The organism is Lentibacter sp. (genome assembly GCF_965658795.1).
Taxonomy (GTDB): Bacteria; Pseudomonadota; Alphaproteobacteria; order Rhodobacterales; family Rhodobacteraceae; genus Lentibacter.
Genome location: NZ_CBFHTG010000018.1, coordinates 37,568 through 61,170 on the forward strand (window position 1 = coordinate 37,568; position 23,603 = coordinate 61,170).

16 protein-coding genes are annotated in these 23,603 nt (G+C 58.9%); 10 read left to right on the forward strand and 6 right to left on the reverse strand.

All coding sequences use genetic code 11. The features are described 5' to 3' along the window. Positions 1-100 precede the first annotated feature (100 nt). Positions 101-1,876: an aspartate--tRNA ligase gene (gene aspS / locus ACTG3X_RS11940; RefSeq protein WP_439111502.1), complete on the reverse strand. Its 1,776-nt coding sequence runs from the start codon at positions 1,874-1,876 to the stop codon at positions 101-103. A gap of 183 nt (positions 1,877-2,059) precedes the next feature. Here aspS and ACTG3X_RS11945 point away from each other — a divergent pair, with 183 nt between their 5' ends. The 3 genes from ACTG3X_RS11945 (at position 2,060) to ACTG3X_RS11955 (ending at position 7,414) form a co-directional block, all read left to right on the forward strand. Next, positions 2,060-3,277 (forward strand): glycosyltransferase family 87 protein, encoded by a 1,218-nt coding sequence (locus ACTG3X_RS11945; RefSeq protein ID WP_439111503.1) that lies wholly within the window; start codon positions 2,060-2,062, stop codon positions 3,275-3,277. Between the two features lie 154 nt (positions 3,278-3,431). Next, complete coding sequence (carB, locus tag ACTG3X_RS11950) at positions 3,432-6,761, forward strand: carbamoyl-phosphate synthase large subunit (RefSeq protein ID WP_439111504.1); 3,330 nt, start codon at positions 3,432-3,434, stop codon at positions 6,759-6,761. A 5-nt stretch (positions 6,762-6,766) separates the two neighbouring features. Beyond that, a complete protein-coding gene (locus tag ACTG3X_RS11955) occupies positions 6,767-7,414 on the forward strand; it encodes an RluA family pseudouridine synthase (RefSeq protein ID WP_439111505.1) in 648 nt (215 codons plus the stop codon). A gap of 64 nt (positions 7,415-7,478) precedes the next feature. Here ACTG3X_RS11955 and ACTG3X_RS11960 read toward each other — a convergent pair whose 3' ends face one another. The 5 genes from ACTG3X_RS11960 to ACTG3X_RS11980 form a co-directional block, all read right to left on the reverse strand. Then, positions 7,479-8,999 carry a Hint domain-containing protein gene (locus tag ACTG3X_RS11960; protein WP_439111506.1) on the reverse strand — a complete coding sequence of 507 codons (1,521 nt, stop codon included), beginning with the start codon at positions 8,997-8,999 and terminating at the stop codon, positions 7,479-7,481. After that, positions 8,954-9,643 (reverse strand): calcium-binding protein, encoded by a 690-nt coding sequence (locus tag ACTG3X_RS11965; protein WP_439111507.1) that lies wholly within the window; start codon positions 9,641-9,643, stop codon positions 8,954-8,956. The genes ACTG3X_RS11960 and ACTG3X_RS11965 overlap by 46 nt, the downstream gene beginning before the upstream one ends. 862 nt (positions 9,644-10,505) lie before the next feature. Next, positions 10,506-12,149, reverse strand: coding sequence for an alkaline phosphatase family protein (locus ACTG3X_RS11970; RefSeq protein ID WP_439111508.1), 1,644 nt, complete (start codon positions 12,147-12,149; stop codon positions 10,506-10,508). A gap of 54 nt (positions 12,150-12,203) precedes the next feature. Beyond that, a complete protein-coding gene (locus ACTG3X_RS11975) occupies positions 12,204-13,235 on the reverse strand; it encodes a TAXI family TRAP transporter solute-binding subunit (RefSeq protein WP_439111509.1) in 1,032 nt (343 codons plus the stop codon). Positions 13,236-13,254: 19 nt separating this feature from the next. Continuing rightward, a complete protein-coding gene (locus tag ACTG3X_RS11980; RefSeq protein ID WP_439111510.1) occupies positions 13,255-15,111 on the reverse strand; it encodes a TRAP transporter permease in 1,857 nt (618 codons plus the stop codon). 124 nt (positions 15,112-15,235) lie between these two features. Here ACTG3X_RS11980 and ACTG3X_RS11985 point away from each other — a divergent pair, with 124 nt between their 5' ends. The 7 genes from ACTG3X_RS11985 to ACTG3X_RS12015 all read left to right on the forward strand — a co-directional run bounded on the left by ACTG3X_RS11985 (position 15,236) and on the right by ACTG3X_RS12015 (position 23,444). After that, the gene (locus ACTG3X_RS11985; protein WP_439111511.1) at positions 15,236-16,018 is read left to right on the forward strand and encodes an IclR family transcriptional regulator; all 783 of its coding nucleotides are present in this window, start codon (positions 15,236-15,238) and stop codon (positions 16,016-16,018) included. Positions 16,019-16,150: 132 nt separating this feature from the next. Then, positions 16,151-17,806, forward strand: coding sequence for a thiol reductant ABC exporter subunit CydD (cydD, locus tag ACTG3X_RS11990; protein WP_439111512.1), 1,656 nt, complete (start codon positions 16,151-16,153; stop codon positions 17,804-17,806). After that, on the forward strand, positions 17,803-19,446 hold the full coding sequence (locus tag ACTG3X_RS11995; protein WP_439111513.1) for an amino acid ABC transporter ATP-binding/permease protein: 1,644 nt from the start codon (positions 17,803-17,805) through the stop codon (positions 19,444-19,446). The genes cydD and ACTG3X_RS11995 overlap by 4 nt, the downstream gene beginning before the upstream one ends. A 121-nt stretch (positions 19,447-19,567) precedes the next feature. Next, a complete protein-coding gene (locus ACTG3X_RS12000; RefSeq protein ID WP_439111514.1) occupies positions 19,568-21,178 on the forward strand; it encodes a cytochrome ubiquinol oxidase subunit I in 1,611 nt (536 codons plus the stop codon). 5 nt (positions 21,179-21,183) lie between these two features. Further along, positions 21,184-22,347 carry a cytochrome d ubiquinol oxidase subunit II gene (gene cydB, locus ACTG3X_RS12005; RefSeq protein WP_439111515.1) on the forward strand — a complete coding sequence of 388 codons (1,164 nt, stop codon included), beginning with the start codon at positions 21,184-21,186 and terminating at the stop codon, positions 22,345-22,347. A gap of 14 nt (positions 22,348-22,361) precedes the next feature. After that, a complete protein-coding gene (cydX, locus tag ACTG3X_RS12010; RefSeq protein ID WP_439111516.1) occupies positions 22,362-22,490 on the forward strand; it encodes a cytochrome bd-I oxidase subunit CydX in 129 nt (42 codons plus the stop codon). A 447-nt stretch (positions 22,491-22,937) separates the two neighbouring features. After that, complete coding sequence (locus tag ACTG3X_RS12015; RefSeq protein ID WP_439111517.1) at positions 22,938-23,444, forward strand: hypothetical protein; 507 nt, start codon at positions 22,938-22,940, stop codon at positions 23,442-23,444. The last annotated feature ends 159 nt before the right edge of the window (positions 23,445-23,603 follow it).

Here is a 23,603-nt window from a genome sequence, read left to right on the forward strand (position 1 = left end):
GCAGGTTTAACTGGGGGACCAGTCCCCCAGACCACAGGTTTAACTGGGGGACCAGTCCCCCAGACCCCCTGGGATATTTAAGGCAAAAAGAAAGAGCCGGTCAGTCTTGCGGGATAACCCGCAGGTTCAGCTCCATGAGCTGCTCGGCCATTGGCTCGCTTGGCGCGTTCATCATCAGGTCTTCCGCGCGCTGGTTCATCGGGAACATGATGACTTCGCGGATGTTCTGCTCTTCGGCCAAGAGCATGACCATACGGTCAATGCCTGCTGCGCAGCCACCGTGGGGCGGTGCGCCGTATTGGAAGGCGTTGACCATACCGCCGAAGCGCTTTTCGACTTCGTCTTTGCCGTAGCCGGCGATTTCAAAGGCTTTGAACATGATCTCGGGTTTGTGGTTCCGGATCGCGCCCGAGACAAGCTCGTAGCCGTTGCAGGCGAGGTCATATTGGTAGCCAAGCACCTCGAGCGGATCGCCCATGAGCGCGTCCATGCCGCCTTGGGGCATGGAGAACGGGTTGTGCTCAAAGTCGATCTTGCCTGACTCTGCGTCTTTCTCGTAGATCGGGAAATCCACGATCCAGCAGAAGGCAAAGCGGTCTTTGTCTGTGAGGCCCAGCTCTTCGCCGATGACGTTGCGGGCCTTGCCTGCGACAGTTTCAAACTGCTTGGGCTTGCCGCCAAGGAAGAAGGCCGCATCGCCCACACCAAGGCCAAGCTGTTGGCGGATGGCTTCTGTGCGCTCGGGGCCGATGTTTTTGGCCAAGGGACCAGCGGCTTCCATGCCTTCGCCCTGATCGCGCCAGAAGATATAGCCCATGCCGGGCAGGCCTTCTTTTTGCGCGAAGGCGTTCATACGGTCGCAGAACTTGCGGCTGCCGCCTGTGGGCGCGGGGATAGCGCGGATCTCTGTGCCCTCTTGCTCAAGGAGCTTGGCAAAGATCGCAAAGCCGGAGCCTTTGAAGTGCTCGGAGCAATCCTGCATCTTGATCGGGTTGCGAAGGTCGGGCTTGTCAGAGCCATACCAGAGCGCCGCATCGCGGTAGGAGATCTGGGGCCACTCGGTGTCAACTTTCTTGCCGCCGCCGAACTCTTCAAACACGCCCTGCATGACAGGCTGGATCGTGTCAAAGACGTCTTGCTGCTCCACAAAGCTCATCTCGAGGTCAAGCTGGTAGAAGTCGGTGGGCGACCGGTCGGCGCGCGGGTCTTCGTCGCGGAAGCACGGCGCGATCTGGAAATATTTGTCAAAGCCCGAGACCATGATCAGCTGTTTGAACTGCTGCGGCGCTTGGGGCAGCGCGTAGAATTTGCCCGGGTGCAGGCGTGAGGGCACGAGGAAGTCGCGCGCGCCTTCAGGGCTTGACGCTGTGATGATCGGCGTTTGATATTCGCGGAAGCCCTTGTCCCACATGCGGCGGCGGATGCTTGAGACCATATCGGAGCGCAGGTGCATATTGGCCTGCATCTTGTCGCGGCGCAGGTCGAGGTAGCGATAGCGCAGGCGCGTTTCTTCGGGGTATTCCTGCTCGCCAAACACCATGAGGGGCAGCTCTGCCGCCGCGCCCAGCACTTCGATCTCGCGCACAAACACTTCAACTTCGCCGGTTGGCAACTTGGGGTTCACAAGGCTCTCGTCGCGCGCCTTGACCACGCCATCAATGCGGATACACCACTCGGAGCGCACCTTCTCGACATCGGCAAAAGCAGGGCTGTCAGGGTCACAGATAAGCTGCGTCATACCGTAGGTATCGCGCAAATCGATGAAGAGCACGCCGCCGTGATCACGGATACGATGCACCCAGCCCGAGAGGCGAACGGTTTCGCCGACATTGGCTTTGGTCAACTCAGCGCAAGTTTGGCTGCGGTAGGCGTGCATGTGTCTATCCTTTTCAGGGCTTCTGATATGTGCGTTAAACTCGCGCCGATACACATGGCCCACGGGCAAAAGTCAAGCCATGTGGCCTAGAAGACTCTGTCTGGAAGCCCTTTTCAGAGGGTTTCTATCCAAGCGGGGGCAGATATGTCATTTTCACGCAAAATAATGAGCGGTCCCTTTCAAATGCAGCGTCTTGTCTACCCAATCTGCGCCCTGATCTTTTCGGGTGTTTTCAGTGTGATGTTTTTTGGCGCGCCCTCGGGCGACCTGATGGCGCTTTATATGGCCGGCACAGCGGTGAGCGCGGGGCTGCCCGATGCGCTCTATGCCCTGCCCCTTGACGGGCTGAACGATGCGGCGCGCGCGCCCTTCCTTTACCCGCCGATATGGGCTTGGCTCATCGCACCTGTCACACAGGCTGTCAGCTTTGAGGCCTTTGCCAACACGCTGCTTGTGCTGCAAGTGGTCATGCTGGCTGTCTCTGTCGGACTGGCGTGGAAGGTGGTGCGCCCACCGCACATGGAGCTGGCGCATTTTGTGCTGGTGAGCTTTGCCATGCTTGCGGTTTCGGCCCCTGTCTTTCAGGCGCTTGGCGCCAACCAGCCCCAAATCATCTCGCTGTTTCTGGTGCTGCTCGCCTTTGAGCGCTACCGCGCCCAGAGCTTTGCCATGGCAGGGGTGATCCTTGCTGTCGCGGCGGCCTTCAAGCTGGCGCCGCTGTTTCTCGTGCTGATCTTTCTGCTCGAGCGCAACTGGCGCGCGGCAGGGGCCTTTATGGCCACGGGGGCCGCGCTGGCGGCGATGAGCGTTGCGCTGGCGGGCTGGGCGCTGCACGCGCGCTTTCTGGAGCGGGTCAGCTTTATCGACAACCAGATCATCCTTGATACCACAAACTACGCCCCCGAAGTCTTGCTCTACCAGCTGCAAGCCTTGGCCAGCGGCCAAGCCACAGGCTGGAGCCTGAGCGAAACCCTCACGGTGGCCGAGCCTTTCTGGCTCAGCACGCTCATGGCCGCACTGATGCTGGCCGCACTTGCCGCGCTCATCCTGATGCGCCCCCGCCTCATCCCGGGGACGGCTGTGCCGGTGCTGCTCATGGGCTTTGCGCTGGCAACAGCGCTGTTTGGGCCAGCCTCATGGGGCTTTTACTTTGTGCTGCCCACGCTCTTGCTGCCCACGCTGTTTCACATCCTGCCGCGCCTCACCGCGTGGCGCTGGATCATCGCACTGGGGCTTTTGCAGAGCTTCCCCGCCTATCTGATCTACTTTGAAATGAGCGAGGCGCTTTATGTGACAACGCTTATGGGCGTTCTCTGCTTTGGCGGGCTGCTTCTTGCGCTTGTGCTGTCGGTGTTTCGGGCTGTGCGCTTTGAGCCGGATGTGCCGCTTCACTTCCGCTAAGGTCCGATTGCGCGCCGATCACTCTCTATCTCGCAGATAGCTCTCAAAACAGGGCGCTTTAGGCTTGCACCCGCGGCCCCCATAGCTATAACCCACGACAATTTGCGCGCACCTGCCTGCGCGACCAATCTGCTGCAAACATATGGGGGCCCCAATGCCGAAGAGAGACGATATCAAATCGATCATGATCATCGGAGCAGGCCCTATTATTATCGGGCAGGCTTGCGAATTTGACTACTCGGGCACACAGGCCTGTAAAGCGCTCAAAGAAGAGGGCTACCGAGTCATCCTCGTGAACTCGAACCCCGCCACCATCATGACAGACCCCGAGCTGGCCGATGCCACCTATATCGAGCCGATCACTCCCGAGGTTGTCGCCAAGATCATCGAAAAAGAGCGCCCCGACGCGCTCCTGCCCACAATGGGCGGCCAGACAGGGCTCAACACCTCGCTCGCGCTTGAGGAAATGGGCGTGCTGGAGAAATTCGGTGTCGAAATGATCGGCGCAAGCCGCGATGCCATCGAAATGGCCGAAGACCGCAAGCTCTTCCGCGAAGCGATGGACCGCTTGGGGATCGAAAACCCGAAGGCCACAATCATCACCGCGCCCAAGAAAGACAACGGCTCAGCCGACCTTGACGCAGGCGTGCAAATGGCGCTGGCCGAGCTGGAAGAGATCGGCCTGCCCGCGATCATCCGCCCTGCCTTTACCATGGGCGGCACAGGCGGCGGCGTGGCCTATAACCGCGAAGACTATATCCACTTCTGCCGCACAGGCATGGACGCCAGCCCCGTAAACCAGATCCTTGTGGACGAGTCGCTTCTGGGCTGGAAAGAGTACGAAATGGAAGTTGTCCGCGACAAAGCCGACAACGCCATCATCGTCTGCTCGATTGAAAACATCGACCCGATGGGGGTTCACACGGGTGACAGCATCACAGTGGCCCCGGCCCTCACGCTGACAGACAAAGAATACCAGATCATGCGCAACCAATCGATCGCGGTTCTGCGCGAGATCGGGGTTGAGACGGGCGGTTCCAACGTGCAGTGGGCCGTAAACCCCGCCGATGGCCGCATGGTTGTGATCGAGATGAACCCGCGCGTGTCGCGCTCCTCGGCGCTGGCCTCCAAGGCCACGGGCTTCCCCATCGCCAAGATCGCGGCCAAGCTCGCTGTGGGCTACACGCTCGATGAGCTCGACAACGACATCACAAAAGTAACGCCCGCGAGCTTTGAGCCGAGCATTGACTATGTCGTGACCAAAATCCCGAAGTTCGCCTTCGAAAAGTTCCCCGGATCCGAGCCTTACCTGACCACAGCGATGAAATCTGTGGGCGAGGTCATGGCCATTGGCCGCACGATCCACGAATCGATGCAAAAGGCTCTGGCCTCGATGGAATCAGGCCTCACAGGCTTTGACGAAGTCGAGATCGAAGGCGCGCCCGAAAAGGCCGCCCTCACCAAAGCGATCAGCGCACAAACGCCCGACCGTATGCGCACCATCGCCCAAGCCATGCGCCATGGCCTAAGCAACGACGAGATTCACGGCGTCACCATGTTTGACCCGTGGTTCCTTGACCGCATCCGCGAGATCGTCGACGCTGAAGAAGCCGTGCGCGAAAACGGCCTCCCGACCGATGAAAAGGGTCTGCGCGACCTCAAGATGCTGGGCTTCACCGACGCCCGCCTTGCCACGCTGATCGGCCAGACCGAGAAGCAGGTGCGCGACGCGCGTTTGGCGCAAGGCGTCAAAGCCGTGTTCAAACGGATCGACACCTGCGCCGCCGAGTTCGAGGCTCAAACGCCTTACATGTACTCCACCTACGAAGCCCCGATGATGGGCGACGTCGAGTGCGAGGCGCGCCCCTCGGAGCGCAAAAAGGTTGTCATCCTCGGGGGCGGGCCAAACCGCATCGGCCAAGGCATCGAGTTTGATTATTGCTGCTGCCATGCCTGCTTTGCGCTGGCCGATGTGGGCTATGAAACCATCATGGTCAACTGCAACCCCGAGACCGTTTCCACCGACTATGACACCTCAGACCGCCTCTACTTTGAGCCGCTGACATTTGAACACGTGATGGAAATCCTGCGTGTTGAGCAGGAAAACGGCACGTTGCACGGTGTAATCGTCCAGTTCGGCGGCCAGACGCCGCTGAAGATCGCCCAAGCGCTGCAAGACGAAGGCATCCCGATCCTCGGCACCACGCCTGACGCGATCGACCTTGCCGAAGACCGCGAGCGCTTTCAGGAGCTGGTCAACCAGCTTGGCCTCAAGCAGCCCAAAAACGGCATCGCCTCAACCGACGCACAGGCGCTGGCCATCGCCGAAGAGATCGGCTTCCCGCTGGTCATTCGCCCCTCCTATGTTCTGGGGGGCCGCGCCATGGAAATCGTGCGCGATATGAACCACCTTGAGCGCTATATCTCCGAGGCGGTTGTTGTCTCGGGCGACAGCCCCGTGCTGCTCGACAGCTACCTTGCAGGTGCCATCGAACTTGACGTTGATGCGCTCTGCGACGGGGAGAAAGTCCACATCGCAGGTGTGATGGAGCACATCGAAGAAGCGGGCGTCCACTCGGGGGACTCGGCCTCCTCCCTGCCGCCCCACTCGCTGCCCGCCGACATCATCAAAGAGATCGAAAAGCAGACCGTGCAGCTTGCCCTCGCGCTCAAAGTGCGCGGCCTCTGCAACATCCAGTTTGCGGTCCAGAACGGCGAGATCTTCCTGATCGAGGTCAACCCGCGCGCATCCCGCACGGTGCCCTTCGTGGCCAAAGCCACAGACTCAGCCATCGCCTCTATCGCCGCGCGCCTTATGGCAGGCGAAACGCTGGATGACTTCAAGCACCGTGGCCCCTACCCGAAAGACGCCAAACCCGGCGAAATCAAAAACACCGACCCGATGACACTGGCCGACCCGAACATGCCTTGGTTCTCGGTCAAGGAAGTGGTGCTGCCCTTTGCCCGCTTCCCCGGCGTTGACACGCTCTTGGGGCCGGAAATGCGCTCCACAGGAGAGGTCATGGGCTGGGACCGCAGCTTTGCGCTGGCCTTCCTCAAAGCCCAGATGGGCGCGGGCACCGTGCTGCCCTTTGAAGGCCGCGTGTTCTTCTCCATCAAGGATGCCGACAAGACAAAGCAGCTTGTCGAAACCGCCCAGACGCTTGTGGACCTTGGCTTCGCCATCGTCGCAACAGGTGGCACAGCGAGCTTCCTTGAAGACAACGGCATCGCCTGCGAGACCGTCAAGAAAGTCTATGAAGGCCGTCCAAACATCGTCGATATGCTCAAAGACGGCGACATCCAGCTTGTGATGAACACAACAGAAGGGGCCGCCGCCGTCGAAGACAGCCGCGAAATCCGCTCTGTCGCGCTCTACGACCGTATCCCCTATTTCACCACAGCCTCAGGCGCACACTCTGCCGCCATGGCCATGAAAGCCCGCAGCGAGGGCGACTTCGGAGTGACGAGCCTACAGGGGTGAGCCCCGTGTCGAGCGCGTATAACCCGCCCAGTGATCCGCTTGATATCCTTCACGCGGATCACGAGCTGATTTGCGTGAACAAGCCCTCGGGGCTGCTCTCGGTTCCGGGCAAGGGCGAGCATCTGGCAGATTGCCTCATCGCGCGGGTGCAAGAGGCCTTCCCGACAGCGCTGCTGGTGCATCGGCTGGACCGTGACACATCGGGCGTCATGATCTTTGCCGCGACACCCCACGCACAGCGCCACCTCGGGCTCCAGTTTGAAAAGCGTCAGACAAAGAAAGCCTACATCGCCCGCGTCTTCGGGCGGCTTGAGCCAAAAGAAGGCACGGTTGATCTACCGCTGATTGTGGACTGGCCCAACAGGCCGCTGCAAATGGTCTGCCACGAGACAGGCAAGCAAGCCCAGACCGATTGGAAAGTGCTGAAAGCCTCTGACGCAGAAACCCGCGTGCGCCTCTTTCCCAAAACAGGCCGCAGCCACCAGCTCCGCGTGCATATGCTGGCGCTCGGTCATCCCATTTTGGGCGACCCGTTTTACGCGAGCGGCGAAGCCCTCGCCCACCCCCGCCTCATGCTCCACGCCGAAGAGCTGCGCCTGCGCCACCCCGACGGCGGCAAAGGCATGCGCTTCTTCGCCAAAGCGCCCTTCTAGCGACCCACACCTGACGCAAGCGGCCTAGCGTTGATCCGGGGTTATGCCTTCAAAACACGTGTGATCAGGCGACGAACTGGCTTCGGTATTCAGTCGGCTCGGGCAGGACAGGCTCATGTGGAGAGGCGAAGGCAAATGCGCCGGCCTGTGCGCTGCTGCGCACTTCAGAACGGGTGAGAACTTTCAACGTTCGCGGACCGTAGGCCGCCTCAACCGGAGCGGTTCGGAGCGCGGGCAGCGCGCTGAGCAAGCGGGTGCGCTCGGTCGCGGCCATCATGGCCATCTCATGCGGGCCGGGATAGGAGCTTTCGCTGGGACGCCCCTGCGAGATCAGGACGCTGTGCTGTTCCAAAAGCACGTGCCAATAGGTCACCATGCTGCGGCCCCGTGCAAAGGCGGCCAGCTGGGTCTCTTCAGCCAGATGACGCGCGCGGACCAAGACGTTTTGGCCAGTCGCGTCCGTCATCATCAGGCAATGCTGCGGTGAGACCAGAAGCGCCCGCTCGCCCGAGGCGGCATCAGGCTTGATGCGCACAGGCGTGCGACCGGGGTCAACCTGACCTTCCTGCAGGACAACTTCGGTGCAGCCGATCCAGAGGACCTTCGACGGCCCGTGATCATGCGCCGTTACCAGATCGCCCGCTCGAAGGGTCTCGACCAAGACCTCCCCCGCGGGGGTTCGGATGGCAGTGCCCGAGGCGAAGCAGACCACGCCAGTGTTCTCGTTCGTGAAGCTGGTGTTGTCTGCAGACGCGCCAGTGAAGGTCAGGCTGCCACTGCCAAAGCTCGCGTTATTGGCATAATCAACGCCGTCGACCCCGTCGTTGGACTGGTTCAGAACACCGTCGTCAGCTTGGTCTGCGTGCAGTTCCCAGACGTAGTCATAGAAAGCCGACAGGTCGATGGAATCGTTGTTGGTGCTGATGCCGTCGCTGAGCGTGCCGCTGTTGCCGGTGTTGAAATCGGTGATCGTATCGTTGCCGTCTCCTGCGGCGTGGATGAAGGTGTCGTCACCTTCACCGCCCGTTAGCAGGTCGTCATCGGCCCCGCCTTCAAGGGTGTCGTTGCCCGCGCCCCCTTCAAGCGTGTCGGTATTCTCACGTCCCGACAACAGATCGTCACCATCGCCACCGACGATTGTATCGTCGGTATTGGCGCCGGTGATGGTGTCATTGCCAGCACCACCGCTCAGGAAATCACCAAAGGTCGGATCTTCGTCTTCGCTTGTAATGACATCGTCGCCATCGCCGCCAAAGACTGTGCCAAAAGACTGACGCACATTGATTGTATCGTTTCCGGCACCCCCAAAGATCGTGTCCTGGTCCCCCAAGCCGCGGCCTGTCCCGATGAACACGTCATCGCCAGCCCCGAGGTCGACCACATCCTCGGATGCAATCGAACCAGTCGAGAAGTCGATATTATCATCATATACGACATCGTCGCCCGCACCCGCATTGATGGTATCGCGGGCCTGACCGCCGATGATCGTGTCGTCGGCACTGCCCCCCGTCAGACTGTCAGAGCCAGCGCCACCATCGATCAGATCCCCGTTTTCGAGGTTCCCTGTACCCGAAAAGTTGGACACGATGGTATCGCTCCCATCCCCCCAAGCAGCGTGTCAGTTTCCGAGGTGCCAGCAATGTCGGAGTCGATGATTGTGTCGCTGCCAGCCCCGCCATCGACATATTGCTCAAGGTTGCCGGTGGTGATGTAATCGTCACCCGCGCCGCCTTCGATTGTATCGCGAAAGTTCGATCGGCTGACAATCCTGTCGTTGCCATCGCCGCCAGAGATAAGGTTGTCGCCCGCGTCGCCCCTGAGCGTATCGTCTCCGCCCCCCCCGTCGAGCGTATCGTCACCCGCGCCGCCATTGATATCGTCGGCGCCATCGCCGCCTTCAATTGTGTCATTGCCCGCACCGCTGAGCAGCGTTTCATTTTCAGAGGATCCCAAAAGCCATGCTGGCGAGTCGCCGACCCGAACTTCGGAGAAGAAATCCATATCGGTTGGCGCGCCGAGCGTGAAATTTGCCCCCGAACCTGCTTCGCCAATCTTGTACACGAAGCTGCCGTCCGCGATCCATATCTCGTTAATATCCTGCTGGACTGACACTACGAATGACGAGGGCAGGCCAGTTAAGTCAAGAACATGTCCCGATGTGGATTCGCTGATAGCGGACCAGAATGCAGAACTGTTGTAGTTGGCAGCTGTGACGGTGTAGGTTGTCATGGCGGGCTATTCCTCATGATCAAGCGCCAGTGACAATGTTGTCTTTGCAACGCATGCATGGATCAAAGACGCGACAGTATTGGCCGGGACGCTGGCCCAAGTGGCTGTTTTCTTTGGGAGACCCAATGCGCAGATCGCAGCAGATGTGGCCGCAAACAGGCAGGCAATGGGTGTTTTGTCGGTCTTGGCGGGGGTGTTTTTGCTAAAGTCGACAGAACGTCCGAGGGCCGAAGCCTCAGCACGTCAGCCTGTGCACATTGGGCACAGGCCCGCCCAAGACTGGACGGTCTGCGCAACGCGCGAACTGGCTATGAAAAAACATCCATGCAAGGATACGACCCATTCGAAAACAATACCTACCCTTGATGGTATAAAGGCCAAAACTTGCGATAATTTGAAATTCGCAAGATTAAACCACGACAATTCTGAGGCATCGCGCCATTCGGGGCGCAAACCACGGATCGCTTTGCAGCTATAAGCGGTCTGCTCTTGCGAGCCCCGTTCACCACAAACCCTTCGCATGATCCCGCCAACGTCAGTCGGCTCCCCGGCGAGGTATCTTTGTAGAGCCCCCCGGATCAAGCCAACCTTCACCTTGGTGAGGCTAAAGGCTGGGGTGTCCACATTCCGGAAGTTGATGTCTGCTTTGAGCCCAAAGCACATGATGCTGCACACTATCGCTCAATGGCTGCACCGTGTCCTTCCACAGGCGTCTTTCGAAAACAGAAAACCCCGCATCCTGATGGTTTGTGCCACCAGAGACGACGTTGAAGCCAGCGGCCTCGTCGCGAAAACCGCAAGGCTCTCAAGCAAGCCATTGTGCGACCCAGCGCGCAACGGCAATTTTTCATCAAGCGTGCTTTCAGAGCGGCTTCTGCGGTGGTCTCGTGGTCTCTTTGGCTTGGTCCAGAACCTCGCGCAGCTCGCTCTCGTTGCGATAGCCGATCAGGATACCTGCTTTGGCTTCCCCCAAAACAGGATCTCGCGCGGCGATTGTGGCATCCGAAATGGTTGTGCGTTGTGATGTCCGCCGCGCCCAGTCAAAGAAGAGCCGTTCAAGCCGCGCCACCTCGCCACTATGCGCAGGGTCTGCGCCCAGATCTCTGAGTTCGTCAGGGTCTGCCTTCAAGTCAAAGAGCATGGGGCGGAACCCTTCGGCAAAGATGTATTTCCACTGCCCGTCAAACAACATCGTCAGCTTGGCATCCTTAACCTCAACGCCAAGCCGTTTGCGCACATCGCGCATCGAATAATCATACTCAGATACAGCAAAGTCCCGCACCTTGCTCTGCTCTGCGTGCAGCAATGGCCGCAGCGATCTGCCTTCAATAATATGGGGCACCTCAGCACCGCCGAAAAAGTCGAGTATCGTCGGGGTGACATCAATCGCCTCAACCAAAGCCGAAGATGTCTGCCCGCGCGTTGCATCCGCTTCAGGGCGAGGGTCAACAACGATCAGCGGGATGCGCGACGACGCATCGTGGAACAACTCCTTTTCGCCCATCCAGTGATCACCGAGATAATCGCCATGGTCAGAGGTGAAGACAATCATCGTCTCATCGGAAATACCCTGTTCATCCACAAAGGCCATGAGGCGGCCAATTTGGTCATCAAGCTGCTTAATCAGCCCCATGTAGGCCGTCAGAACACGGGTGCGAGCCGTGTCGTCGCTAAAGGCGCGCGACACCCGCTCTTCCATAAAGGCACCGTAAACAGGGTGGGGGTCGGCTTTTTCTGCAGCAGTGCGCACAGGAGAGAGGTGGGTCTCCGGGCCATACATGTCGTGATAGGGAGCTGGCACAATATAGGGCCAGTGCGGCTTGATATAACTCAGGTGCAGACACCAAGGCTTATCTCCGGCATCGCGGATGAAATCCATCGCACGGCCTGTGATGTAGGGCGTTTCGCTCTCCTCATCGGCGGCACGCGCGGGTTTATCGGCATTGTCGAGAAACCAGCCGCTCAGGATATTTCCGTCATCGTCTTCCGCGCTGTTCGCGACGCTTTGCCAAGGGTTGTCGTCTGGCCAGCCACGCTCTTTCATGTGGTCATCATAGGCATCGTTGCGCGCATAGCGGGGGCCATCAGGGTGCAGGCCATCATCGCGCTCATAGGGCTCGAAGCCGCATTCAGAGACCAAGATGCCGATCTCGCTATCTGGCGCCAGCCCGAGGCGGCGCATGCCTTCAACATCGGCTGTCATGTGGGTTTTGCCACAGAGCGCTGTGCGCACTCCGAGGGGGCGCAAATGGTCTCCCAGCGTCATTTCACCCACCTTCAGCGGGATATTGTTCCAAGTGGAGCCATGTGAACTGGCGTAGCGCCCCGTGTAAAAAGACATACGCGAGGGGCCGCAGATCGGGGATTGCACATAGGCGCGGTCAAACAAGACGCCGCGCTTTGCCAGCGCATCGATATGCGGCGTGTGCAGATGCGGGTGTCCTGTACAGGACAGATAGTCCCAGCGGAGTTGATCACACATTATGAAAAGAACGTTCTTGGACATTGGGAGATTCACCTGAAGAGATGGTCAGGGTGCTGCCACCCCGACCCGTTTCATTTACATGCGAGCGGCGTCAGGGATCGACACGCCCAGCTCTTCAAGCGCACGCAAGGCGCCTGGATGCAGAGGCATGTTGATGTCAGCGACAGCTGCTTCCGGATTGACAGCCTTGAGCCACGGTGCGCTGTCGCCCATCTCGGCAACACCCGCAAAGAAGGCCTTGGTCATTTCATAGACCATCGCCTCGTCCGCTGTCTCATTGGTCACGATGCCGACCGTGACGCGAAGTGTTGTCGTGTCACTTTCGTTCTTCTGGTTGTCGCCGTAAACACCAGCTGGCAAAACACCCAACCCAAATCCGGGACGGTTCACCAACGCCTGAACGCCTTCAGAGGCTAGCTTGTCCTCGGGAATTCCGAGGAAGCGAACTTCATTGGTCACGGCGATCTGCGTCAGAACGGGGCTTGGGGCGTTTGTCGGGTTGCAATAGACATCAAGGTTGCCATCCTGAAAGGAGGCCGCCGCAGCGTCCCAGCCGAGCTTAACGGCCTCATAGTCTGTACCTGCTTCCAGACCAGCCACAGCTTTGAAGAGCCGCGCCATCGTGGAGTAAGCCGCACCACCGGGAGGGCCGAGGAAAACCCGCTTGCCGCGCACATCCTCTATCGAGCTGATGCCCGAAGATTCGTAGGTTGCGATGTGGTAAACACCCATCGGGAAGTTCAGCACAGCGCGCAGTTTCTTGGCCAGCTCGGGCGCTTGATCCATCTTTGCAAACATCGCCTTTTGATTGGACATCAAGGCCTGCAACGCAGGCGACGTCATGCAAAACGCGGTTTTTCCCTGTGCCACTTCCAAGACGTGGCGTGTGGCTGCCCCTGTTGCGTTGACCTGAATTTCATAGTCAGGCAACTCGCGGTTGATGATATTGGCGAAGGTCGTCATCACAAGGTTTGGTGTGGTGCCCGGCCCAAGAGTTGACATCCGCATCAGTTCTTTTGCCATAGCAGCACGCGGCAACACTGCGAGTGCTGAAGCGGCAACAGCGCTTGCCAGCACCGAGCGGCGGTTGAGGTTGGTCGTCTTCATGTATTGGTCCTCCCTATTATCATGAAGTTTTCGTTTTCAGTTCCAGTCGGTCAAAAAGCATCAGGCCCATGGCCGCAATCGCTGCGAGCCACGACACGAGCGTCCCGAAGAAGATAAGCGCCGCCGCCAAACCCAGCCCCAAAGGCACCATGTAGCCTTTGCCACGGCGCGGGTAGCAGGCACGCGAGATCAGAATTGTCGCGAGCAGCACAAAAAAGATTGCCTGTGCTGACTCAGCCAAAGGAAAGCCTGTTCCGAGCAAAAGCGCCGGATTGAAAATGAACGCAAAGGGGATCACAAAGCCCGGAAGCGCAAGCCTTGATGCCTCAAGAGCCGTCCCCATAGGAGACGACCCCGCGATAGGAGCCGCCGCAAAAGCCGCCAGCGCGACAGGTGGTGTGATCGCGGATAGAACCCCGAAATAAAGAACGAACATATGTGTATGAACAATCGGCACGCCCAGCTTTTGCAACGAAGGCCCCATGACCAGAACAATGATCAGATAGGCCGGCACCGTTGGCATGCCCATGCCTAGCAACAGGCAGGCGATAGCCATCAGGATCAGCGACAGGATCAGCTGGTCTTCGGCGAGGCTAGACAGAAGCGAGGCAAAGCGTAGGCCAACACCCGTCAGGTTGAGAACGCCGATAACAATACCAACTGCGCCCACAATCACCACCAGCTGCGCCGAGATCAGACCTGTCGAGCGGATAAATTTGAGCCAAGCTTGGCCATCGAGAATGAGATCAGGCCGAATGGCAAACCCCAGAACCGTTGCAAGGCTGACGCCGACAAAGCCTGCATAGGCGGCAGAAGCGCCCCCAACCATGGTGACGACGATGCCCGTAAGCGAAATAACAAAAACCGCCATCTGAACAAGTTCGCGCCAGTTGAACGAAATGGGCGGTTGTTTTTCCTCATCCAGATCCATGTTGCGCGCCGCACTGGAGATCGCAACGAAAAGACCGCCGTAGTAAAGCATCGCAGGCACAGCGGCTGCAGCGCAAATTGTCAGATATGGCACGTTCGTCACATCAGCCATAATGAAAGCGACCGCCCCCATGATCGGCGGAGTGATCTGACCCCCGCTTGAGGCGGCAGATTCCACCGCCGCCGCAAACCGCGGAGAGAAGCCCCGTCGCTTGATCAGCGGAATGGTGATGACACCTGTTCCAACCACATTCGCCACAGCTGATCCGGAGATCGTGCCAAAGAGTCCGCTGGCCACAGTCGCAGCAGCAGCCGGGCCCGATCTCAGGCGGCCCGTGGCGGCCAAAGCAAGGCGCACGAGCACAAAGTCGATCGCAAGCAGCTCAAGCAGAGAGCCGAACAGGATGAAAATCAGGATGGTTGATACGACAGTGGCCATCGGTCGGCCAAAGACACCGTCAAAAGAGAACCACAGTACAGTCATCAACTCTTCAGTCGAAATTCCGGCATGGCGAAGAAAGCCGGGGGCCAGATGCCCGAAGGCCCCATAGGCCAACACGATCCCTGCAACCGACGCCATAACCATCCCGACCGATCTGCGCGTCAGCTCGACAACGGCGAAAAGGCCGAGCAGGCCCATCCAGATATCCGTCGACGTCAGGAAATAAAGACCCGTCTCGATCTCTTCAGCCGCGCGAAAATACTGATAGACACTCAGGCCAAGCGCCACAGTTACACCCAAAAGCAACATGCTGTCCCACAAGCTGCGCGATTTTCGGGAGCCTGATAGAATGATCAGCAAACCGCCAACCAACAGCATTCCGACCCGCAGGTAGGAATCAGAAAACACGCCAAACACAGACACATACAGCACGACGCCAATCACAATCAGCGACAAGATCAACACGGCTTTGTCCGCAAGCGCGGATTTGTTCAGAATAGTCACGGCGTCCTCCCTTGCCCCCGTTTCCAGTACGCCTCGATCTCCCGTCGAGGTGTGTGGGCCTCTCAGAGGCTATTGGACAGCCGTTCCCATGTCGAATAAGGATTTCACCAGGTGGAATTATGCAATGACAAAACTAAACCGATCCATCGAGCGGGGGATGTCCGTTCTTGAAGTTGTCCACACTTGCGGCAGAATACCGCTTGGTGCGCTGGCTGCGCGCACAGGCTTGCCAAAGCCGACCGTATTGCGCATCTGCAAAACACTTGAGCAACGCAGGTGGTTGTTTCGCCAAAGCAGCGACGGCTGCTATCAGCTTGGCTCGGCCTTTCCCCATGGCGCAGGAAAGCCGAACCGCGTCGACAAACTTGTCGCGATCGGAAAGGGCGAGATCGTAAAGCTGAGCCAAGAAACAGGTTTGGCCAGCGACCTGGCCGCCGAAACAGGCGGCGGGCGTGTCGAGATCGTCGATACATCCCGCGTTTTCAAAGTTCACGCAATATATCCTGATGTTGTCGGGTTCCGCCCCTCGCCCATCCTGTCTGCTTTAGGCGCGGCTTATCTCTATGCAATGACCGCCGCAAAACGCGCGATAGCCCTGCAAGAGCTCGTTGACCAGTTGCCGCGCGACGAGACCAAAGCCTTGCCCCAACTGCCGGATATCCTCAGCACCATTGGCGCACGCGGCTATGCTGTCCGCTCGCCGGGCCACTGGGGGCGGGCCGTCGACTACGGGGCGCTCCCCGCGGCCATAGCCGTTCCCATTATTGCAGAGGGCGCGCCGGTTGGTGCCATCAATCTGGTCTGGAACGCCAACAACCACTGTTTGGAAGCGGTGGTCAAAGATCACTTGGCGCAGCTGCAAACCACAGCGCAGACCATCGGGAAAACCTACAGTGACCAGACCTGAAGGGTGACTGCCCCCCAAGCGCTGCCCTCGCGGAAATGTGCCCAAAAGATTGTTACGCAATTTGATCCAGATCAGCTTGAGCCGCGCCTGAACGATATAATAGGTATTTTAGATTCACATTAAGAGGTTCTGGTGCCGACACTCAAAAAACAGGCCCCGCGCACGGCTATAAGCGCTTTGAACAAATGGACAGCAACAGAGCCTCGGCGTGCCAGTGCACTGTCTGTGCTTGCAAGCTTGATATGGCCTGCGCAGGCGGCAATCGTCGCCTATGCGCTAGACGGCCTTTTGAACGGGGCCGTTGTGTCCGCGAGCTTGGCAGGCGCGGGTTTCATTCTATTGGGCGCCCTGCGCGCGCTTCTGGGTCTGCGCGCAGACATCCACGCTGACGCAGCCGCCGAAGTCGCCATAACCTCGGCCCGCGCACGTCTCGTGCACGCCGAGGCACAACGCGCCTCTGACAGCCCGTTTGGGGGTGCGGGCAGCATCTCTGCCCTGGCCAGCGAAAAGCTTGATATGCTCGGGCCTTACGTGACCCGCTACGCGCCTGCGCAGGCCCGGGTGATGGTCTTGCCCCTCTTCATCTTTGCTTTGGCGCTCTGGCAATCGTGGGCCGTTGCGATTGTGCTGCTGATATCTGGCCCCCTTATACCGGTGTTCATGGCGCTCGTGGGATATGCTGCAAAAGAGGCCAGTGAGAAACAGATGTCAGAGATTGGGAGCCTGAACGACATGCTGGTTGAACGGTTGTCGGCGCTTGTTGATATTCGCCTTTTGGGTGCAAACACCACTGTGATGTCAGAGTTTTCAAGCCAGGCAGGTGATCTTCGGCAACGCACCATGGCTGTTCTGCGCGTCGCCTTTCTGTCGTCAACCGTGCTTGAGCTGTTCGCCGCAATCGGGGTTGCAATGGTGGCTGTCTATGTCGGGTTTTCTTTGCTCGGCGTGCTCGAGTTTGGCACATGGGGCGAGGCCCTGTCACCTCGCGCAGGCATCTTTTTGCTCTTGCTGGCACCAGAATACTACCAGCCGCTTCGCGACCTGTCCGGCGCTTGGCACGACAAGGCCTCTGCCGATGCGGTGGCCAAAGAACTTTCCGAATGGGAGGCTGGCGACACACCGTCACTACTCGGAGACGGAGGGCCAGCAACGGCCTTGCAAGGGCCCGCTATGATCAGCCTGAAGGGCTGCTTTCTTCCCAGTGGGCTGAGGCTTCCCGACATCGAAATCAAGGAAGGTGAAACCGTTGCCTTGGTCGGCCCAAGCGGTGCGGGCAAAACGACAGCTTTGCGCTTTATGGCCGGGCTTGCACCGCCAGCTTCTGGCGTGGTGACAGTCGCTGGTACGCCGCTGTCTGAGCAAACCGCAGATGCTTGGCGCGCGCGCGTTGGCTGGATGCCGCAGGCTCCGCATTTTCTCAACGCCAGCCTGCGCAAGAATCTGACACTTGGCCGCCAAGGCGACATCGAGACAGCCTTACACCACGCCGCAATTTCCGACGTTGTGGCGGCTCTGCCGCAGGGGCTCAACACGCGTTTAGGCGAAACCGGAGGTGGATTGTCGGGGGGCGAGGCGCGGCGGCTCACACTGGCGCGTGCCATATACGGCGCACCCAGTGTCATCCTCGCAGACGAACCAACGGCCGACTTGGATGACATCACAGCGCAAGCCGTGATCAACGGCCTCGTGTCGCAGGCCAGACGCGGCGCAACCCTCGTTGTTGCGACACATGACAGTGGCCTTGCCGCTCGTATGGATCGGATCATCAAGATCGGAGATCTCGCATGAAACCGCTCTGGCAGATTTTCTTGATGATCCAACGCGAGCATCCCGTGGCCTTCTGGCGCGGCGCCTTGTTAAGCGCCATTGTTCTCATCATGGGCGTGGCTTTGCTCGGCCTGTCAGGGTGGTTTATCACCGCCGCTGCAGCAGCTGGCCTTGCAGGATTGGGAACGGTCTTTGACGTTTTCCGCCCTTCAGCCATGGTGCGGTTTCTCGCCCTTGGCCGCGCGGCGGCGCGCTATGGCGAACGGGTTTTGACACACGATGCAACACTCAGGGCGCTAGAGGTCTTGCGGACGCGCCTTCTGAGCGGTTTGCTCTCGGCCCCCTACACGCGCATGGTGCACCTCAGGGGCGCGCAGGCATTGAACCGCTTGACGGCCGACGTCGATGCGCTTGACGGTGTGCCCTTGCGCTTGGTGTTGCCGGTTCTGGCCGGGATGACGACGCAGGCGGTGTCCTTTTTCGCGCTTTGGGCGCTTGTCGGCCTGCCTGTCGCGCTCTGGGTTTTGCTGGGCTATTCGGTTGGAATGACCCTCATTTTTTGGCGCACCATGCGCAGGGCTGCTCCCCTGTCACGTCGCGCAGAAGTGGCTGCACAGGCGTTTCGCGCGCGCCTTATTGATCTCATTCGCGCCCGTTCTGACTTGGCAGTCTATGGCCAACTGACGGCACAAGCTGCGGCAACCATCGCGGCAGACACCCGCCGAACAGAGTTGCGACGTCAACAAGAGCACGCCGAGCGCCTCGCCGGCGCGGCCATCCAGATGCTTGGCTACGTTGTTGCGGGGGGGAGCTTGTGGCTTGGCATCCAAATGGCACAGGACGGGACGATCGAGCCCGCCTTTGCAGCCTTGGGCTTTTTTGCAACTCTGGCTCTGGCAGAAACCATCGCCCCTATGCAACGTGCCGCAAGTGAGATCGGTCGCATGACCGAAGCCGCACGGCGCGTGTCGCGCGACCTCGTTGACGTCGCTACGAGTGCTGGCACGCCTGCTGAGCAACCCGTGCTGCCTCTGGTGTGTGACAAGGTGGCACTGCACCGTCCCCAATCTGACATGCAGATCGTCTCGGGCCTGAGCTTCAGCTTGGCCGCGGGCGAAACTGTTGCCCTGACAGGGCCAAGTGGTGCAGGCAAGTCGACGCTTTTGCTGGCCATTGCCCAGCTGCACCCTGTGGCTGACGGGCACATCCTCTTAGGGGGGCAACCTATAGATGCGTGGGACGAGCAAGCGCTGCGCCAGATCGTCACGCTGCTCCCGCAGCGCAGTGCCTTGATGTCAGGGACAGTGCGCGAGGCCTTGCGCCTTGTGGCGCCCGAATGCGACGACACGGCTCTATGGCAGGTGTTGGAGGTGGTGCAACTCGCCGCCACCCTCAAGGCGCGCGACGGCCTGGAGACACAGCTTGGCCCACGCGGCCAGGCCCTGTCAGGCGGTGAAGCTCGCAGGCTCACTCTGGCGCGCGCGCTCCTCAAGCGCCCCAAGGTTTTGCTGCTAGACGAGCCAACAGAAGGGCTCGACGCTGAAACTGCTGGGAAAGCCCTGCAAGCTATTCGACGCTTTCTACCCGAGTCAGCCATCCTGATCGCGGCCCACCAAGCCGTAGAAATCGAATTTGCCAACCGAACGATATCTCTTCAATAAGATATATCAAAGATATGTCTTATTGATTTGGATCAATTCTAAACACCACCCGGCTCGTTACATTCCAGTATCGGAATTTAACTCGAAGGGATTCGCACCTTCGAAAAATGGAGCTGTTGATATGGAATTCGGTATCGTCGAGCTGTCGCGCCTGCAATTTGCGACGACAGCCATGTATCACTTCCTCTTTGTACCGCTGACTTTGGGCCTTTCGGTCCTCGTGGCAATCATGGAGACGGTCTATGTTATGACCAACCGCCCGATCTGGCGGCAAATGACCAAGTTTTGGGGGATGCTGTTTGGCATCAACTTTGCCCTTGGCGTCGCGACGGGCATCACGATGGAATTCCAGTTCGGCATGAACTGGAGCTACTACAGTCACTATGTGGGTGACATTTTCGGGGCACCCCTTGCGCTTGAAGGGCTGATGGCCTTCTTCCTTGAGGCGACATTTGTTGGCCTGTTCTTCTTCGGATGGGACAAGCTGAGCAAAGTTGCGCACTTGGCTGTGGCGTGGCTGGTTGCCATCGGCTCCAACTTTTCTGCCCTCTGGATCCTGATCGCCAACGGCTGGATGCAAAACCCAGTCGGGGCCGAATTTAACCCGATGACGATGCGCATGGAGATGACCGATTTCTTCGCAGTGATTTTCAACGAAGTGGCGCAAGCCAAATTCGTCCACACCGTTTCGGCGGGCTACGTGACAGCCTCGGTCTTTGTGCTGGGCGTTTCGGCTTGGTATCTGCTGCGCAACCGCCACGTTGAGCTGGCGCGCCGGTCTATGACTGTGGCCGCGGCTTTTGGTCTGGCCTCTGCCTTTTCGGTCGTGCTGCTGGGCGATGAGTCTGGCTACTCTGCAACCCACAGCCAAAAAATGAAGCTCGCCGCGATTGAAGCGATGTGGGAAACCCACGACGCTCCCGCTCCGTTCAACCTTGTCGGCTTCCCCGATCAGGAGGCGCGCGAGACGCATTACGCTATCGAAATTCCATGGGCGATGGGCCTCATCGGGACGCGCTCGCTGACAACGGAAATCCCCGGGATCAACGACCTTGTGGCAGATGCCGAAAAGCGTATCCGGTCGGGTATGATAGCCTATGAAGCGCTGCTGGAAGTGCGTGAAAAACGCGAGGCCGTAGACCCTGCCATGAGCGCGCAGTTTGAAGCGCATTCGGCCGATCTTGGGTTTGCATACCTCTTGAAAAAATACGTCGACAACCCGCTCGACGCCAGCGAAGAGCACATAAAAGCCGCCGCAAACGACACGGTGCCAACGGTCTGGCCACTGTTCTGGGCGTTCCGCATCATGGTGGGCCTCGGGTTTGGCTTCATCGCGACGATGGGTTACTTCTTCTATCGCGCCTCCTTCAAGGGGATGAACTTCCCGCGCCCCGCACTCCACTTGGCTGTCTGGATGATTCCGGCACCATGGATCGCCGCTGAGCTGGGCTGGTTTGTCGCCGAATTTGGCCGCCAACCCTGGACAGTCGATGGCGTGTTGCCAACGGCCATGTCTGTCTCGGCGCTGTCGATGACTGAAGTTGCCATGACGCTCGCAGGCTTTGTGCTCTTCTACACAATCCTGTTCATCGTCGAGATGGGGCTGATGCTGAAGTACATCCGCAAAGGTCCATATCAGGACGTCGAAGAAACCGACGCGTGGAACAAACATCACCAAGACCGATTGGCAGGCCGGCCTCATGCCGACCTCATCGCAACACCTGCGGAGTAAAGCACATGATCTTGCATGAACTTATGAATTACGAACTGCTGCGTGTAATCTGGTGGGGGCTGCTTGGCATCCTGCTGATCGGATTTGCGCTGACCGACGGGTTTGACATGGGCGTTGGGGCCTTGCTGCCTTTCGTCGCCAAAACCGACATCGAGCGCCGCGTGGCGATCAACACGGTCGGCCCTGTCTGGGAAGGCAACCAAGTCTGGTTTATCCTTGGCGGCGGTGCGATCTTTGCCGCATGGCCGCCGCTCTACGCGGTCAGCTTTTCAGGCTTTTACCTTGCGATGTTTGTCATTTTGGCAGCGTTTATCGTGCGGCCCGTGGCGTTCAAATATCGCTCCAAGCGGGATGACGCGCGCTGGCGCGCGGCATGGGACTGGTCGCTCTGCATCAGCGGGGCCGTGCCTGCGCTGCTCTTCGGTGTGGCTGTCGGCAACGTCATTCAAGGCGTGCCCTTCCACTTCACTGACGACTTGCACACCATCTATGAGGGCGCTTGGTATATGAAGTTTATCGGCCTGCTTGATCCGTTCTCGATCTTGGCTGGTGTGGTGTCTCTCGCGATGCTGCTTATGCACGGCGCAGCGTGGCTCACCCTCAAGGCCGAAGGCGAGGTGCAAACACGCGCCCGTGCCTACGGGTCGGTCGCCGCACTGGTTGCCATGGGCGCTTACGCCTTGGCTGGCATCTGGCTCGCTGTCGGCATCGACGGCTTCCGCATTGTGGGCGACTACGTAACAAACGGGCCATCAAACCCGCTGCACTTTGACGTCGAGCGCAGCGCGAGCTGGCTGACAGCCTACTCCGACCGTCCGTGGATCATGATCGCGCCGATCATGGGCTTCCTTGGCGGCGGGCTAACGTTCCTGGGCCTACGCGCAGGCCGGGAAGTCTCGACGCTCTTGTTCTCCAAGCTGTCGATCTTCGGAGTGATCTCTTCTGTCGGGCTGACAATGTTCCCGTTCATCATGCCGTCATCAAGCGACCCTCAGTCATCGCTGACTGTTTGGAACAGCTCTTCGTCGCATCTGACACTATTCGTCATGTTGGTCGCCACCCTGATCTTCATGCCGCTGATCATGATCTACACCGCTTGGGTTTACAAAGTGCTCTGGGGTAAGGTCACCGAAGCCGACGTTTCTGAAAATTCGCACTCCGTTTACTGAAGAAAGGACACCCTATGTGGTATTTTGCCTGGATACTCGGCCTCCCGCTGGCTGCCATTTTTGCCGTGATGAATGCAATGTGGCTTGAATTAAAAGAAGACGAACGCACCATCGCCGCGAGCGATCAGGACCCGATCGGTTAGGGCCCTGCATTGTGACGCGGTCATAAAGAGCGCTTAATGAAACCGCTCCCCCTGCGCCTGACAGGCGCGGGGGCAGCGGGCACCTCGCTTACCAACCGTCTGGTTGAGCAGCTGGGTCAAAGTCAACAAACAGTCGCTGAAACACCCGCGCCACCCCGACGGCGGCAAAGGCATACGCGTCTTCGCCAAAGCGCCCTTCTAGCGGCCTGCACCTGACGCAAGTTTCCCAGTCTACCTCTGATGCGCTCGTGTCGTTTGAACGCAGAACCGAGTATCCGCCTTGCGCAGGAAGCGGGCTTTGCAAAGTTTGACCGTTGCGCCAAAGCGGTCATTGGGCGACAATGCAGCGAAAGTCGGCAGTGAGCCCACATTGACCGATGCTGCAAGGGACACAAAAGTCTGCTATGTCGCGTAGCGTGATGGCAAGGCCGACAAAAGGACGTCAAAATGGAAGAGACCGACGCGTATTCGCATAGGGACTGGGTTCGCGCTGTAAACCTCTCGGGTGTACTGGGTTGGTTGTTTGTGTCCGCGCCGATCACTTGGGGTATCAGCAACGGCTCTTTGTTAAACTTTTTGGGTCTAATGGTTTGGGCAGCCGCAATCGGGTTGCCTATCGCATTTGGAGCCAGTTGGCTCGTTTCGGCACCCATTCTTAAGCGTGTTATGCATAACAAAATAACATGGGCACGCGCAGCGGTTTGGGGTGGTGCAATCACTTTTCTAATCGCACTTTTCAGTACCGTCATTGGTCGCCTTTATGGCTTGATGCAGTCAATGAACCCCAATTCCTCTTCCCAGCTTGGAGGGGGCGACAAGATACGTGAGGTCGATGGAATTCTAACCGCTTACGGTTGGCTGATGTTGGGTCAAAGGACGGCGGTTTTTGTTGCTGCGGGTGTCTTGATCGCTCTCTTAGTTCGCGCAGTCATTGGACCTGGTCGGTCAATTTGAGGTTGCTCGAAAATGCAAGGTGCAGACATTGGGGCAATGCGGATGAACAGTAACTTTGTCCGCACTGCCGCCTTTTGAGTGTGGTGCGGAGAGCGTCTGCTTTGGGGCAAACTTGCGAATTGCCCCAAAGCAGAGCGCTGGATCACTCCAGCTCGATCA

Excerpts from the sequence above, each read along its gene's own strand:
- aspS (WP_439111502.1), bottom strand. The coding sequence starts at position 1,876 with ATGCACGCCTACCGCAGCCAAACTTGCGCTGAGTTGACCAAAGCCAAT.
- ACTG3X_RS11945 (WP_439111503.1), top strand. The coding sequence starts at position 2,060 with ATGCAGCGTCTTGTCTACCCAATCTGCGCCCTGATCTTTTCGGGTGTT.
- carB (WP_439111504.1), top strand. The coding sequence starts at position 3,432 with ATGCCGAAGAGAGACGATATCAAATCGATCATGATCATCGGAGCAGGC.
- ACTG3X_RS11965 (WP_439111507.1), bottom strand. The coding sequence starts at position 9,643 with ATGACAACCTACACCGTCACAGCTGCCAACTACAACAGTTCTGCATTC.
- ACTG3X_RS11970 (WP_439111508.1), bottom strand. The coding sequence starts at position 12,149 with ATGTCCAAGAACGTTCTTTTCATAATGTGTGATCAACTCCGCTGGGAC.
- ACTG3X_RS11975 (WP_439111509.1), bottom strand. The coding sequence starts at position 13,235 with ATGAAGACGACCAACCTCAACCGCCGCTCGGTGCTGGCAAGCGCTGTT.
- ACTG3X_RS11985 (WP_439111511.1), top strand. The coding sequence starts at position 15,236 with ATGACAAAACTAAACCGATCCATCGAGCGGGGGATGTCCGTTCTTGAA.
- ACTG3X_RS11995 (WP_439111513.1), top strand. The coding sequence starts at position 17,803 with ATGAAACCGCTCTGGCAGATTTTCTTGATGATCCAACGCGAGCATCCC.
- ACTG3X_RS12000 (WP_439111514.1), top strand. The coding sequence starts at position 19,568 with ATGGAATTCGGTATCGTCGAGCTGTCGCGCCTGCAATTTGCGACGACA.
- cydB (WP_439111515.1), top strand. The coding sequence starts at position 21,184 with ATGATCTTGCATGAACTTATGAATTACGAACTGCTGCGTGTAATCTGG.
- cydX (WP_439111516.1), top strand. The coding sequence starts at position 22,362 with ATGTGGTATTTTGCCTGGATACTCGGCCTCCCGCTGGCTGCCATTTTT.
- ACTG3X_RS12015 (WP_439111517.1), top strand. The coding sequence starts at position 22,938 with ATGGAAGAGACCGACGCGTATTCGCATAGGGACTGGGTTCGCGCTGTA.